Below are 14269 nucleotides of genomic sequence, written 5' to 3'. Positions count from 1 at the left end.
GGGCCTCGCCATGCTCTCCTCCCATGCCGAAGGCAGTTCATCCACTTGCCAGGTCATACACAAGGGAATGGCTACTTTTGTCCATTCTCCCCGGCCGATTCGCCATAGGGATAGGCGTGCTGATAGCGCTAATCCGAATGCGAGGGTCTGTATCCTTCAGGAAGCGCCAGAGCGGCCGGGACTACCTTCGGGCAGGAGTCGGCAGAGAAGAGAAACGCCGGCGTATCGGCTCGGCCTATGCCTCTTCCGAGGCCTGCGCCCTCAGCATGGCGGCGGCCTCGGCGCTCCCGTTGCCGGCCGCCCTTTCCAGGAGGAACCTCGCTTTGGCCGGGTCGCAGGGCACGCCGTCGCCCCTGAGGTACATGGAGGCGAGGAAGCACTGCGCGTCGCGGTGGTCGTTCATCGCCGCTCTTTCCAGATAGTATGATGATTTGGGCAGGTCGCGCCCTCCCGGCACTCCTCCCAGGTAGTAGGCCATGCCCAGCGCGTACTGGACGTTGCAATCGCCGGAATCGGCGGCCTCGATCGAACCTCTGAGCAGCTCCTCTGCCTTCGCCATGTCACACTCTCCTCCCATGCCGAGGCAGTTCATCCAGGCCAGGTACACCAGGGGCTCCGATTCTCCGCCGGCGGCCGCACTTTCGAACCTCACTCATGCAATGACTTGATAACAAGGTCATCGTAACAAGGACTTTTGATATGCTGGCTAATCCGAAATGAACGAGGGTTTTTATACAATCATTGTTATCATTCTTAACAATGAGTTACAAGGTCGTCCAGAAGCAGAGCAACGGCAGATACTACCTGTACGAGGTCACGGGAGTCTGGGATCCAGTCAAGAAGAACTCGAAACAGACCAGGACGTATCTGGGCGTGTGCGATGCCGAAGGCAATCTGCTGAAGGAACCGGCCAGGAACAGGACGGTCAGCTGCAGTCCGGTGTACGGGCCGTACCAGCTGTTCGTACAGCTGGCGGAGAGGAGCGGACTCACGTCCGCTCTGGACGACGTGTACGGGGTGAGGGACGGAAGGAGGCTGCTGGCCATGGCCATACTGGGCATCGTGGATCCCGTGACCGTGAACCAGATGGAGAATGCCATAGACGACACCTACCTGCGGGAACTTCTCGGTGTCGACTGGGGTTTCGAACAATCGTCGGTCTGCCGGTTCCTGCAGACCGTGGGCCACGCTTCGGAGCAGAGGGAACTCCTGTTCAACGAACTCGCCCCGAAGAGCGGATGCGTAATCTTCGACATAGTGTGCCTGGGCACGGATTCCGAGGACCTCGAATATGCGGAGGTAGGAAGGAAGACCCACCTCACCGGATTCAGACAGTTCAATCTAGGCATGGTGCATTCGATGGAGGACAACCTCCCGTTCTGCTACCGCACCTATCCGGGTTCGGTGGCGGACGTATCCACACTGGACAACATCGTCTCGGACCTCCGGACCATGGACTGTTCCCCCGTAGAACTGGAGATGGACAGGGGGTTCTTCAGCATAGGCAACGTGCAGATGATGCTGGAACGCGGAATGGGGTTCACCGTGCCGATACCTGCACGTGTCGGCATATCCAAACTGCTGCTGTCGGAGAGCGTCAGGGAGATAGACTCGCCCCTGAACACGGACTATCTGGCACGGTCGGTGGTGAGGGGATACGAGACATTCGTGAGACTTGAGGACGAGGAGCTGGTGAAAGCCTCCGAGGGGGACGCGGGGGCGATCAGGGCGTTGGTGTTCCAGGACGATTCGAAGCGTACAAAGGAGATCGCCACGCTGTATTCGAGGATCGGGGAGCTCGAGAACAGGCTGTCCGGTACGGAATACGACCGTTTCGCCAGGAAGAAGCTCACACGCACGGAACAGCAGACCGCGGATCTGCTGGAATTCGCCGCGGACGGCAACGGGAAGACCGTGGTGACGAGGAAACGCAATGCGATATCCGCCAAGGAGAACGCTTGCGGAAGGTTCGCGGTGATAACGACGTCGGACAAGCATTGGCTGGACCTGTTGATGCAGTACCGTCTCAGGAACGGGGTGGAATATGATTTCTCGCAGCTTCAGTCGGATCTGTTCGTGGGCATAACAGGTAAATCGGACCAGGATTCCGCCGAAGGCGGACTCCTGGTGAACTTCCTGTCACTAAGGCTCAGGCTGACGCTGATAAACCTGCTGAAGGAAAAGGGATTGGCGGGCGATTACTGGGTCCCGGACGTGCTGAACACCCTGAAGAAGCTGAAGATCTCGTGCATCGGCGGGAAATGGAGACTGAACGAGGTCACCAAGGCCCAGAGGGAACTCTTCGAAGCTCTCGGGGTAAAAATCCAATGAACCCCTTGTTATCAAATCGATGCATAAGTGAGGTTTCGAAGTATCCGCGCGAGATAGCATAGTCCGCATCCGTCCCTGTTCCGCAGAAATACGCGATCCCCAGGAGGGTCTCGGCCTTGTGCACGCCCTGCGAGGCCAATGCCTCAAGCTCATCTATCCTGAAAGATTGCATGATTGTACGTCGTCTGCCGATAATTAAATCAAATCCCGGTAGGACGAATTGCTGTTACCTCAATCATCCAACATCATCCAGAGAACATTTTTCCGAGGGATGGAGTATTTAAGGGGTTTCGGTCAGCGGCTGTTTTCGAGGCATGTTCCCGGATCCGCGGTCCGCCCCGGTCTCAAAAGATTTTCCCGGTGCGTTCCTCTGGGACGTTCCCGGAGGCCTTGACCTTCCTCTTGACGTCCATGTAGACTGCCTTGGTGGCCTCTACGTTGGTCATCGTGAAGACGAGGTGCCTTCCGGCGTGCTTGGCGACGGCATAGACCTTGGAGGACACGTGCGAGGCCATATCGTACTCCCCGAACTCGGAGTTCCTGAATATGCCGACGTTGACCGTCCCGTGCTTCCCTTCTATGCACTCGCCGATCTCCAGCTTCTCGTAGTCCCTGAGCAGGAGCCCTTCCATCTCATTGTAAGGGATCCTGCGGACGAAATAGGGGGTGGTGACGGACAGGGCGTCCTCCCCGGCCTCGACGGAGATGCTCGGCATCTCATTTCCTTCCGGTGAAGACGACCCAGTGCTTGTCGGGGTTGGTTACGGCCTCGGCCTTCAGCCCTGCCTTCTCCATCAGCGATACCATCTCGCCGTTGGACACCAGGTGCACCTTGGAGGCCCAATCGGAGTCCGCCATCTCGGAGATGTCCTTCTCGAAGTAGGCCTCGGCGATAATCAGCATCATGCCGCCCTCCTTCAGCTTGGAGGCCGCCTCCGCGATGCCCTTCTCCAGGTCGGGCCAGAAGAAGTAGGTCTCCACCGCGGTGATGACGTCGAAAGTGCCGTCCGGGAATGGGATCCTGTCAGCGCTCGCCACGATCGCGTCGAGGTTGCCCAGGCGGTGGTAGACGCTGTTCCTCTCGAGGGTCATCTTCACTGCGGTCTCGGAGATGTCTATGCCCACGCACTTGGCGCGCGGATAGCTGGCGCTCAGCATGCGGAGGGTGTTGCCGCCCCCGCAGCCGATGTCGAGGACGTTCCGGATCTTCATGTCCGGATGCCCGCGGAGCTGCGACAGCCCCCACGCGGTCAGCTCCCGGTGGTGGTCGTTCATCCCTGCCAGGACCTTCCGGCCCTCCTCCCCCTGAGGGAACCCGCACTGTGCCAGTTCTTCTTCTGAAGTCATATCGTCACCGGCCATGCAATCATACCGCACACCATGCGCGGCGCACTGTTATAGGTTTCGAGGCAACAGTTGGATGCAGGCCCTGAACGGCCGGAGTCTGCCGGGTCCATCCATCCCAGCATTGCCGATGCAGCAAGCGTCGATGCCGTCCTGCAGGTCCACTGTTTTTAAGGCCGTTTTTGCAGTGATTTCACTGCAAATACCCCAGTTAAAAATAGTAAAATACCTCAGTGACGATGATCATCGCATGGAACGCAAGATCTACGCGGAACTGATGGGGTGGAAGAACGATCCCGACAGGAAGCCGATGATCCTGCTGGGATGCCGGCAGGTCGGCAAGACGTTCATCGTCAGGGAGTTCGGGGATAGGGAGTACGGCAGCACCGTTTACCTCAACTTCGCCGACAATCCCGATGACAGGCTGCTGTTCCGGGGCAATCTGGATGCCGACAGGCTCGCCGATAGGATAATCGTCTCCAAGAACCTCCCTGCAGAAGGCAGGACCCTGCTGGTGCTCGATGAGATACAGGAATGCGACGATGCCTACTACTCCCTCAAACCTCTCTCATCCAAAGGCCGCTTCGACATCATAGCCACCGGGTCCTTCCTCGGCGTCACACTGGAGTCCGGGAAGAAGGATGACAGCGGTCAGGACGAGCACAGGGTCTCCCCGATGGGTTATGCCTGCGTGAAAAGGATGTACCCGATGGATTTCGAGGAGTTCCTCTGGGCCATGGGGGTCAACCGCAGCCTGATCTCCGATGTGAAAAAGTCTGTAACGGACGGAACCGAGATCGATCAGTACTACCACAGGACGCTCAGCGACCTGTTCAGGAGATATCTCGTCGTCGGGGGCATGCCGGCCGCAGTGAAGGCGTATTCGGAGACCGGCGACTATGCGGAGACCGTGAAGCGCCTCGATGAGATAGTGGCCATCCTCCGGATCGATGCCGGCAAGTATTCGCCGAAGAGCGATGTCATGCGCATCCAGGCCTGCCTTCAATCGATACCTTCGCAGCTGGCAGGAGGGAACAGGTCGTTCCAGTACTACGATATTGAGAAGAAGAAGGGCACCGGCAAGCGCGAGTACGGGACGGCATTGGAATGGCTGGAGAATGCGGGCATAGCCCTCAGATGCAGGAACCTCCTGTCCGTGGACCCGCCCTTGGACAACAACGTCGACGGCGATGCGTTCAAGATGTACCTGTGCGACACGGGCATCCTGATGTCTCTCTGCGGATACAGGGATGTGCAGGAGATCGTGGCCGGCGATCCGTTCACCAACAACGGCATGCTGATGGAGAACGCCACGGCGGACGCCTTGGCATCGAAGGGGTATCCGCTTTACTACTATGCGAAGAAGGACAGCACGCTTGAGGTCGATTTCGTTCTGAAGTACAAGGGCAAGGTGTGCATCGCGGAGATCAAATCCGGGAAGCACAAGAGGTCCAGATCGCTCAGCATGCTGCTGTCGGAGAAGAACAGGAACCGCATGGGCCTGAAGGTCTGCGACAACAACGTCATGACCGACGTGAACGGCGTCATGCACCTGCCCCTGTACGGCCCGTCCTTCCTGGAAGGGCCGGAGGTCCCGAGGATCGCCAGGGTCGATGTGGATGAGATCAACAGGAGATACAGTGCCGGGAAGGCCTGATCCCGGCAGTCAGCCGACGGAATACGCACGGTCAGGAATGTAAAATGGCGCCGAGAGAGAGATTCGAACTCCCGAGGTCTAGGACCAGTAGTTTTCGAGACTACCGCCATACCGGACTTGGCTATCTCGGCTCGGCGCCGACTATCTGTTACCGATATTTAATCCTCGTTGTGGCGCGGCTGCGTCCGGCAGGGCCTCCGCAGGCCGGCGCCCTCCATGTGCATATGAGAGGTGCCAGGAATGTAAAATGGCGCCGAGAGAGAGATTCGAACTCCCGAGGTCAAGGACCAGCGGTTTTCAAGACCGCCGCCATACCGGGCTTGGCTATCTCGGCTCCCTTGCGAATAATCGCTCAACCCTTATATGGATTACCGAGATTAGCATGGCATGAGCGATCTGACTTCCGAGGTCATAGAGGCGAAAAGGGCGGCGCTGGCGCTGGCGGCCCTGCCGTCCGAAACAAAGGACAGGGCCCTGGAGGCCATGGCGGCGGCCCTGGAATCCCACAAGGCCGGGATCCTGGAAGCGAACGCCGAGGACGTCAGGGATTCCGAGGGGAAGATCCCCCCGGAGATGATGCGGAGGCTGAAGACGGACGCCGGGAAGGTGGACGACATGATAGCCAGCATGAAGTCCGTCGCCTCCCTCCCTGACCCCGTGGGCGAGACCATGGACACCGTCGAGCTCGACGAGGGGCTTACCCTCTACCAGATCAGGTGCCCGATCGGCCTGGTGGGAGTGATATTCGAGGCCCGCCCCGAGGTTGTCCCCCAGATCATGTCCCTGTGCCTCAAGAGCGGGAACGCCGTGGTGTTCAAGGGAGGTTCAGAGGCGAAGAGGTCCAACAGGGCGCTGTTCGACATCCTGAGGGATGCCGCCGCCTCCGAGGGCGTGCCGAAGGAGGCCTTCGTCCTCATGAAGTCCAGGGAGGATGTGTCGGAGATCCTGAAGCTCGACGGGGTCATCGACCTCCTGGTCCCGAGGGGCTCCTACTCCTTCGTGAAATATATCCAGGACAACACCAAGATCCCGGTGCTCGGCCATTCGGCGGGGGTCTGCCATGTCTACATCGACGGGGCCGCCGAGCTGCAGAAGGCGATAGACGTCACGGTGGACTCGAAGGCCCAGTATCCGGCGGTCTGCAACGCCGCCGAGCAGCTCCTCGTGGACAGGAAGATCGCGAAGTTCATCCTGCCGAGGGTGGCGGACGCCCTCATCGCCAAAGGGGTGGAGATCCGGGCCTCGCCCGAGTGCATGCCGCACCTGCTGGGACTTCCGGTGAAGGAGGCGACCGAGGCGGACAAGTCCGCCGAGTACGACGACCGCATCATCAACGTGCGCATAGTCGACGGCCTCGAGGACGCCATCGCGCAGATCAACACCTACGGCAGCCACCACACGGACTGCATCGTGACCGAGGACAGGAGGGCGGCCGAGAGGTTCATCAAGGGCGTCGACTCCGCCGACGTCATGGTCAACGCCTCCACCCGCTTCGCTGACGGCTACCGCTTCGGGAAAGGGGCGGAGATAGGCATCTCCACCGGCAAGGTGCACGCCCGCGGTCCGATGGGCATGGAGGGGCTGTGCATCTACAAGTACGTCGTGATCGGGAACGGCCAGAAGGTCGCCGACTACACCGGGCCGCACGCGAAGAAGTACCTCCACCGGCACATACAGAAGAAACTCGACCTCGGGGAGTGAGACGGCGGACAGGAAAGAGGTCCTCGGGGACCCGGAGAGGATAGTCGTCAAGGTGGGGACGTCCTCCATCACCATGGGCGGGAGCGTCCCGTCGGACGCCTTCATGGATTCTATCGCCCGCCAGGTGTCGGAGCTGGAATCGGCAGGGAAAGAGGTCCTGCTGGTGTCCTCCGGGGCCATAGGCATCGGCCTCAGAGCGCTCAACGTGGTCCCCAAGCCCAACGAGGTCCCGGTGAAGCAGGCTGCGGCCTCCGTCGGCCAGGGCATACTGATGCAGAAATGGAACGATGCGTTCCAGAAGTACGGCCTCACTGTCGGGCAGATACTCATAACCGCCGACGGGTACTCGAACAGGGACGTCGTCCTCAACCTGAACAACACCATGGCCGAGCTCCTGAAGCACAAGGCCGTCCCCATCTTCAACGAGAACGACGCCATCTCGGTGAAGGAGATCGGGCCGATCTTCGGGGACAACGATACCCTGTCGGCGATAATAGCCAGCAGGGCGGACGCGGACCTCCTGATCATCCTCTCGGACATCGACGGGCTGTACGACAGCGACCCGAGGAAGAACCCGGACGCCAAGATTATCCGCACGGTGACCGAGATAGGGGACGATGTGCTCTCGGCCGCCGGGGGCCCGGGCTCCAAGGCCGGCACCGGCGGGATGAGGACCAAGATCCGCGCCGCCGAGATCTGCCGCGACGCAGGGTGCCAGATGATCATTGCGTCATCGGCCGAGGAGGACGTCATCCTCAGGGCGGTCCGCGGGGAGGAGGTCGGGACGGTTTTCGTGGCCGACTCCGCCATCACCAAGAAGCGCAGATGGATCAAGTCCGCGCCCCCGGTGGGGAGGATCGTGGTGGACGAGGGCGCCGGCAGGGCGCTCAGGGAGCACCGTTCCCTGCTGCCAGTGGGCGTCAAGTACGCCGAAGGCCCGTTCGAGGCTGGGAAGCCGGTGGACATCGTATGCGGCGGCGCCGTCATCGCCCGCGCCCTTCCCGATTACGGCTCGGAGGAGATCAACCGCGTCCGCGGGATGAGATCGTCCGAGGCGAAGGCGGCCCTGGGCGGCAACATGAAGCACCGGGACATCGTCCTCAGCGAGAACATCGCGCTGCTCCCCTGAGGAACGCCTGCATTCAGGTGCATGGGGTATCCTCTCCCTCCTCGGTAAGCCTGTATTCCGGGCTATCCTGTGCCGTCCCTACCGTCTGCAAAATAGTAAATTTATTTTACTATATCGAAAATATACCAATTTCGAGAGGGTAACCGATGGCAGAATCAGTCAATATCAGGATATCGCCGCGCTCGCTGCTGTTCTTCGCAGTCCCGACGATCCTGGTCTTCGTATTCCAGAACATCTACAGCCTGGTGGATTCGGCGCTCGCGTCGAACCTGATCAGCACCGATGCTCTCTCCGCGATCAACATCGATGCCCCCGTCCTTGTCTTCACCATGGCCGTGGGGCAGATGATCGCCATAGGGGGCAGCGCGCTCATAGGGAAACGCCTCGGAGAGGGCAGGAAGCAGCAGGCCAGGGAGAACTTCAGCCTGTTCATGGTGCTCTGCATTGCCATCAGCGCGGCGTTCTGCGTGGCGGGACTGGTGTTCAGGGAGCCGATCATCTACGCTCTCGGGGCCCGCGGCTCGCTGTACGATCTCTGCGAGGATTATCTCATTCCCCTGTTCCTGCTGATGCCTGTCGCCATGGGGGGCGTGGTCCTCTCCGTCATGTTCATCCTCAGCGGGAAGCCCCATCTCGGGCTGTTCGCGACAATAGCCGGCGGCCTGATCAACATAGTCCTCGACTATGTGCTGATGGGCATCCTCGACATGGGGGTCGCCGGGGCAGCATACGCTTCCGGGATAGGCTATACTTTCCAGACGGCCGTGGGGCTGATCTACTTCATGTTCAACCGCAGAGGGGACCTCTATTTCGTCCGCCCGAGGTGGGAAGGCCGTGCGGTCGTCAAGGCGTTTGCCAACGGGAGCAGCGAGATGGTCACTTCTCTGGCCGTCACCGTGAAGATGATCGCCCTCAACATCATCCTCATGGACCTCGCCGGGTCCGATGGCGTCGCCGCAGGGGCCATAGTGGTCAACATCCAGATGCTGCTGTCCGCCGTGTACATGGGATATTCGGAGGGGATCGCTCCTTTGTTCAGCTACAATTACGGTGCCGGCGATGTCGGGAATCTGCAGAAGATCTACAGGATAGCGCTGAAGACGATGGGCATCCTGTCCGTCATCACCTTCGCAATGCTGCTGATCCTGGCGGTCCCGCTGGCGTCCCTGTTCGCCGCCGAGAACGCGGATGTCCTGGACCTCGGGGTGAGAGGAGTGTACGTGTTCTCCGTGTCGATGCTGTTCATGGGGTACAACATATTCGCATCCGCGATGTTCACTGCCCTGAACGACGGGAAGACGTCTGCCATCCTCTCGCTGCTGAGGACCACCCTGTTCCTGCTGATCCCGCTCTCGGTGCTGCCCTGGCTGTTCTCGACGGACGGGGTCTGGGCATCCCTGGCCATGGAGGAGACCCTGGCGATCGTCCTGACAGTTCACTATTTTAAGAAGAAGAAAACCGTTTTCCATTACGCATGAGGAGGCACGGGGTGCATGGAAGGCAGCAAGAAGACCGACCGGACGGACAGGCTGATGGACTCGACAGCGGCCGCCGACAGGCTCTACCAGGATTATGCGAAATCAGTCGGAATGAGCTACACGAGCCTGCTGGTGCTCGACATACTGTACGATGCAGGCCCGATATCCCAGAAGGAGATCTCCGAGGCGATGATGTGCTCGAAGCAGAGTGTCAATCAGATCGTGAGAGCGCTCTGGGAGAAAGGCTATGCGGAGCTGTCCGAGGACCTTTCGGACCGCCGCAACAAGCAGGTCCGCCTCACCGAATCGGGCACGGCCTACGCGGAGAAGCTGCTCCTGCCGCTGTACGAGGCCTCGGAGAATGCCTTCGATGTCCTGGGTGCGGAGAAGAGCGAAGAGATGATCCGCAGCGTCATCGCCTATACGCGCAGGCTCAGCGAGAACATCAGGAAGATGATCGCAGCCGGCAGGAACAAGGGATCAGTAGGAACAGCGCCTGAAGGGCGCATCAGCGAAAACGAAGGGGATGGTGGGTCCGGCCAGACCAGTAACTTTCTTGTGCCAGACACGCGGAAATAATCGTTGATAGCGCCAGATTGCAGACTAATAAAAAACGAGAAAAAGTTTGGGAAAAAGGTTCGAGGAATCAGTTTATCGGATTGGTCCTCCACTGATCGCCGAGGGCGTCCCGCACCTCCTTATCGCAGTTGATCCTCGCGTAGTCGCCCTCATACTCCCTGCAGACGAGGATGTCCCCGGCGGCCGCGGACCACTCCGCCGTGGTGCGGCAGAGGTGCACCCTGGACCCGTCCGGGCATATGATGCAGAACACCTTCGAGGAGCCGTCTAAAGCTTGCGCCGATAGCGTCGATTTCGTTATATTCTGGTCTTCCTGCAAAGGTAATCTTTGCAGTACAAAGATTAATTTGGGTCTTATTCAACCGTTTGTGCAGAATTTTGTTACGTATGGTAGTTACAACCTCACTTATGCAGATAATTGATAACGAGGTCACAGCAGCGGAAGACCCAGTTTGGATATGAGTTCCCTCTGTTTCCTCGTGACCTCGTTGAGGCGCCACTCGTCGCCCACCAGGGTTATCCTCAGTTTCCTCATGATCTTCATGAACTTGGGGATCCACATCTCGTCCGTTATCCCTGCGGTCTTCATCCTGTCCAGAAGAGTTAGTCTCAGTCTCAGGGAAAGGAAGTTCACCAGGAGCCCTCCTTCGGCGGACTTCTGATCAGATTTCCCTTTGATCCCCATGAACAGGTCCGACTGCAATTGGGAGAAATCGTATTCCACATCGTTCCTCTGCCTGTATTCTATCATGAGTTCCTTCCACGGCAGATCGGATGTCGTAAGAACAGCGAACCTTCCGCATCCGTTCTCCTTGGCCGTTATGGCGTTGCGTTTCCTCCGGATATCGTATCTCCCGTTTGCATCGGATACCTCCAGCAGATTGTATATCTCGATCTGATTCGCAGACAGTTTCTTCGGCAGGAATGCGTCGTACTTCCTATCCGCCAGGAAACTCTCCATCTCGCCGATCCTCCTGTATAAGGTAGAGACCTCCGTCTGCCTGCGGGCGTCGTCCTGGAATACCACGGCCCTTATCGTCCCTTTGTCGGGATCTATGGAGAACTCCCCCTCCTCCAATACAACCCTGGTCTCGTAACCGCGTACAGAACTGCCCGCCAGATAGTCGGTGTTCAGAGGGGATTCGATATCCTTCACACTATCGGATATCAGGAGTTTCAGGATGGAGTTCCTGGCCGGTACGGGGACGGTAAATCCCGCACTGCGTTCCATCATCAGTTCCACGTTGCCCGCGCTGAAGAACCCCCTGTCCATCACCATCTCGAAACCGTCGCAACCCATCCTCTTCAGATCGGCAACGATTATGTCCAGGGTGACCACGTCGGCCACCGAACCGGGATAGGTGCGGTAGCAGAAGGGCAGCCCGTCCTCCATCGAATGCACCATACCGAGATTGAACTGCTTCGAACCTGTGAAACGTGCCTTGCGTCCGGCTTCGGAATACTCCAGACCGTCGGAGTCGGTGCCCATGCACACTATGTCGAAGATCATGCATCCCTTCCCGGGACACAGTTCCGCGAAGAGGTCCTCCCTCCTGCCGGCATCCTCGCCCACGGTCTGCAGGAACCTGCAGACCTCCGACTGTTCGAAGGACCAATCCATGTCCATCAGTTCGCGCAGGTAGGTGTCCTCCACCGTCTCCTCCAGGAGGTCCCCGCTGCCCGGGTCGGTGATTCCCAGTATGGCAAGAGCCAGGAGTCTCTTCGCGTTCCTCGCACCGTAGATCTTGGTCAGCACCTCATCCAGATGCGATTCCCTGGCGAGGTTCCACATGATGTAGTACGGCCCGTAGGACGGACTGCGCACTATGGTCTGCTTCTTCGCGGGCTTCTTCAGCAGATTGCCTTTCTCGTCGCATGGACCGAGATATCTGCGTTTCTGCTTCGAACATTTCTTCACGGGATCCCATTCCGCAGTGACCTCGTAGAGATAGTACCTCGTCCCGGTCTTGGTCTTTTGCTGCTGGATCACGTTGTATGACATCGTTAATAGTGATAACGATGTTTATATAAATACCCTTTGCCGGAATCACATGAGCCAGACAATCAGGATCCTGCCTCGTTATCAAAACTCAGCATAGGTGAGGTTACAAAACGCAACAAAAAATCTCTGAACATCACAATCTCGCAGGATCTTTTCGAGTTCCTCGACAAGGGAGTGCAGGAGCACGAGTTCGCGAGCTGGTCGCATGGAATAGAACTGGCCTTGGCTAGGCTCAAAAAAGAAATGGAATAAGACCGATTCTTAAAATTTGAACCTCACTGGCCCCATTTTGTTCTCTTACATCCCCTTCGGGGATGTGGTATGTTGTAAAGATGCGCGATCCCGATATGTTTATTTCGGATACGCCGCATTCAGAAGGACGCCGGGAGACGGGAAGTTCGCGCATGCCGAACCTCTTACACCCGGCATGCGCGGAACCGTCCCGGCAGGAGGCGAGAAGATCGTACTGATCGTCACCAAGTGTCGGAATCGCGGATTCCGTCTGATGATCATGACCGACGAGGCCGTGATCGTCATCGACATTCCGTAAGGAATGATCGGGACTGACCCGCCTCAAGGGTCCGGCTCCTTCCGGAGCCGTCATCTTCTCCCTGAAATCGATACTGCATTCGGAGATATTTATACTGAATGCAGTCACGCCGGTCCGACCGTGCTTCCCGGGCCCTGTCCTCATTCTCTCGCCTCCGGGCAGAGCCCTTCCTCCGTCCAGGGCGGCAGTATCGGTGTCCACTGTGTAGAGAAGACCGCCCCATTCAAAAAGCGACCTGCTGATTCATAGTTGCAACAAAAAACCGCAGGCCGAGAGGAATATCGCCGACCTGAGATAAAGATTGGCGCCTCGGCAGGCCTCCGGGGAAGGTTGCGGCAGGGAGGCAAGGAAAGCTTGAGGATAGCGATCGGGATGGACCTGCACAAGAAGACCGCGGTATGCTGCGCGGTCCATGCGGGCCCGGGGAAGCCGAGCGAAGACGAGGAGGAGTTCCTGAGGCGCTTCAACAGGGACCACGGCACGCAGCCGTCGGAGCCCGAGGACATAGCGCGGATCGCGGAGGCGCTCCGCGGGCATGAGGCGCATGTCCTCATCGAGAACTCCACGAAGACGCACGAGACCTACTGGGTCCTGACCAACCTCGGGATCGACACGGTCGTGGCGCAGGCCCAGGACCTCTACCGGATCACCAAGTCCGTGAAGAAGACCGACGCCAACGATGCGGCCGAGCTCGCGGGGTACATGCGGCGGAGGCTGAACGGCGAGCGCGAGTTCGCCGTCTGCAAGATGCCGTCCCCGGTCTGGATGGAGCGGCGCGAGATATGCCGCGCGGTCCTCGCGGAGAAGAGGCACCTGGCGGACCTCAAGCGCCGGGCCAGGATGCACATGCTCCTCCACGGGATCAGGCTGAGCAAGGATTACTCCGACATCTTCTCGAAGAAGGCGATGAAGGAGATGTGGGACTCGAGGGACACCTGCCTGAGGCTCCTCGTGTCGGAGGCGAGGTCGATAAAGGCCCGCACCGACGAGGAGGCCAGGCTGATCCGGGCGACGTTCGGGCACATCACCGACTTCGACCTGGTGATGAGCATCCCGGGGTTCGGCGCGGTCTCGGCCGCGTACGCGGTCTCTATGATCATCGACGTGAAGCGCTTCGGGTCGTCGGCCCAGCTGGCGGCGTACTTCGGCCTGGTGCCGAAGGTGCGCGAATCGGCGGAGACCTCGCACCGGTGCGCGACCACGCACCGCGGCGACAGAGAGATGCGCAGGCTGCTGTGCCAGTCGGCGATCGTCCACGTCCGCACCGCCGAGGACTCGGTGGTCTCGGCCCTCTACAACAGGCTGAGGGCGAGGGGGGTCTCCCACCGGGAGGCCCAGGTGGCGGCCGCGCGCAAGCTGGTGACCGTGGTCTGGTCGGTGCTGAGGAACCGCAGGCCCTTCAGCACCGACAGGGAGCTCCTGGAACGCTCCGCCGAGATGGCGGAGGAAGCGGAGGGGGATCCGGCGGCGGACTGAACCCCTGATATGCGGGCGCCGA

13 protein-coding genes and 2 tRNA genes are annotated in these 14269 nt (G+C 59.3%); 7 read left to right on the top strand and 8 right to left on the bottom strand.

Going from position 1 to position 14269, the window contains the following annotated elements:
* Positions 1–235: 235 nt before the first annotated feature.
* Positions 236–652 (bottom strand): tetratricopeptide repeat protein, encoded by a 417-nt coding sequence (locus O8W32_04295; GenBank protein WII08399.1) that lies wholly within the window; start codon positions 650–652, stop codon positions 236–238.
* A 107-nt stretch (positions 653–759) separates the two neighbouring features.
* Between O8W32_04295 and O8W32_04290 the strand changes: the two genes are divergently transcribed.
* Complete coding sequence (locus O8W32_04290; protein ID WII08398.1) at positions 760–2331, top strand: hypothetical protein; 1572 nt, start codon at positions 760–762, stop codon at positions 2329–2331.
* 344 nt (positions 2332–2675) lie between these two features.
* Here the strand turns inward: O8W32_04290 and O8W32_04285 are convergent, their stop codons facing one another.
* Positions 2676–3047: a hypothetical protein gene (locus O8W32_04285; protein WII08397.1), complete on the bottom strand. Its 372-nt coding sequence runs from the start codon at positions 3045–3047 to the stop codon at positions 2676–2678.
* Position 3048: 1 nt separating this feature from the next.
* A complete protein-coding gene (locus O8W32_04280) occupies positions 3049–3678 on the bottom strand; it encodes a class I SAM-dependent methyltransferase (GenBank protein ID WII08396.1) in 630 nt (209 codons plus the stop codon).
* A gap of 247 nt (positions 3679–3925) precedes the next feature.
* Between O8W32_04280 and O8W32_04275 the strand changes: the two genes are divergently transcribed.
* Entirely contained in the window at positions 3926–5332 is a 1407-nt protein-coding gene (locus O8W32_04275; protein ID WII08395.1) for an AAA family ATPase, read from the top strand.
* A 45-nt stretch (positions 5333–5377) separates the two neighbouring features.
* Here the strand turns inward: O8W32_04275 and O8W32_04270 are convergent.
* Positions 5378–5463 (bottom strand) — tRNA-Ser (locus tag O8W32_04270).
* 117 nt (positions 5464–5580) lie between these two features.
* A tRNA-Ser gene (locus tag O8W32_04265) sits at positions 5581–5666 on the bottom strand.
* Positions 5667–5719: 53 nt separating this feature from the next.
* Here O8W32_04265 and O8W32_04260 point away from each other — a divergent pair.
* The 4 genes from O8W32_04260 to O8W32_04245 all read left to right on the top strand — a co-directional run bounded on the left by O8W32_04260 (position 5720) and on the right by O8W32_04245 (position 10219).
* Positions 5720–7033 carry a glutamate-5-semialdehyde dehydrogenase gene (locus tag O8W32_04260; protein WII08394.1) on the top strand — a complete coding sequence of 438 codons (1314 nt, stop codon included), beginning with the start codon at positions 5720–5722 and terminating at the stop codon, positions 7031–7033.
* 52 nt (positions 7034–7085) lie between these two features.
* Positions 7086–8162 carry a glutamate 5-kinase gene (proB, locus tag O8W32_04255; protein WII08393.1) on the top strand — a complete coding sequence of 359 codons (1077 nt, stop codon included), beginning with the start codon at positions 7086–7088 and terminating at the stop codon, positions 8160–8162.
* A gap of 146 nt (positions 8163–8308) precedes the next feature.
* Positions 8309–9640, top strand: a complete 1332-nt coding sequence (locus O8W32_04250) for an MATE family efflux transporter (GenBank protein WII08392.1) — start codon at positions 8309–8311, stop codon at positions 9638–9640.
* Between the two features lie 15 nt (positions 9641–9655).
* Positions 9656–10219 carry a MarR family winged helix-turn-helix transcriptional regulator gene (locus O8W32_04245; GenBank protein ID WII10034.1) on the top strand — a complete coding sequence of 188 codons (564 nt, stop codon included), beginning with the start codon at positions 9656–9658 and terminating at the stop codon, positions 10217–10219.
* A gap of 67 nt (positions 10220–10286) precedes the next feature.
* Here the strand turns inward: O8W32_04245 and O8W32_04240 are convergent, their stop codons facing one another.
* The 3 genes from O8W32_04240 to O8W32_04230 all read right to left on the bottom strand — a co-directional run bounded on the left by O8W32_04240 (position 10287) and on the right by O8W32_04230 (position 12915).
* Positions 10287–10472 carry a hypothetical protein gene (locus tag O8W32_04240; GenBank protein WII10033.1) on the bottom strand — a complete coding sequence of 62 codons (186 nt, stop codon included), beginning with the start codon at positions 10470–10472 and terminating at the stop codon, positions 10287–10289.
* A gap of 177 nt (positions 10473–10649) precedes the next feature.
* Complete coding sequence (locus O8W32_04235) at positions 10650–12221, bottom strand: transposase (protein WII10032.1); 1572 nt, start codon at positions 12219–12221, stop codon at positions 10650–10652.
* Positions 12222–12453: 232 nt separating this feature from the next.
* On the bottom strand, positions 12454–12915 hold the full coding sequence (locus O8W32_04230; protein WII10031.1) for a hypothetical protein: 462 nt from the start codon (positions 12913–12915) through the stop codon (positions 12454–12456).
* 210 nt (positions 12916–13125) lie between these two features.
* Between O8W32_04230 and O8W32_04225 the strand changes: the two genes are divergently transcribed.
* Positions 13126–14247, top strand: a complete 1122-nt coding sequence (locus O8W32_04225) for an IS110 family transposase (GenBank protein ID WII10030.1) — start codon at positions 13126–13128, stop codon at positions 14245–14247.
* The last annotated feature ends 22 nt before the right edge of the window (positions 14248–14269 follow it).

It is taken from the genome of Methanomassiliicoccales archaeon LGM-DZ1, assembly GCA_030168595.1.
Classification (GTDB): domain Archaea; phylum Thermoplasmatota; class Thermoplasmata; order Methanomassiliicoccales; family Methanomethylophilaceae; genus Methanomethylophilus.
Note: the sequence above shows the minus strand (reverse complement) of the source record. Positions and strands in the feature narration are given on the sequence as shown.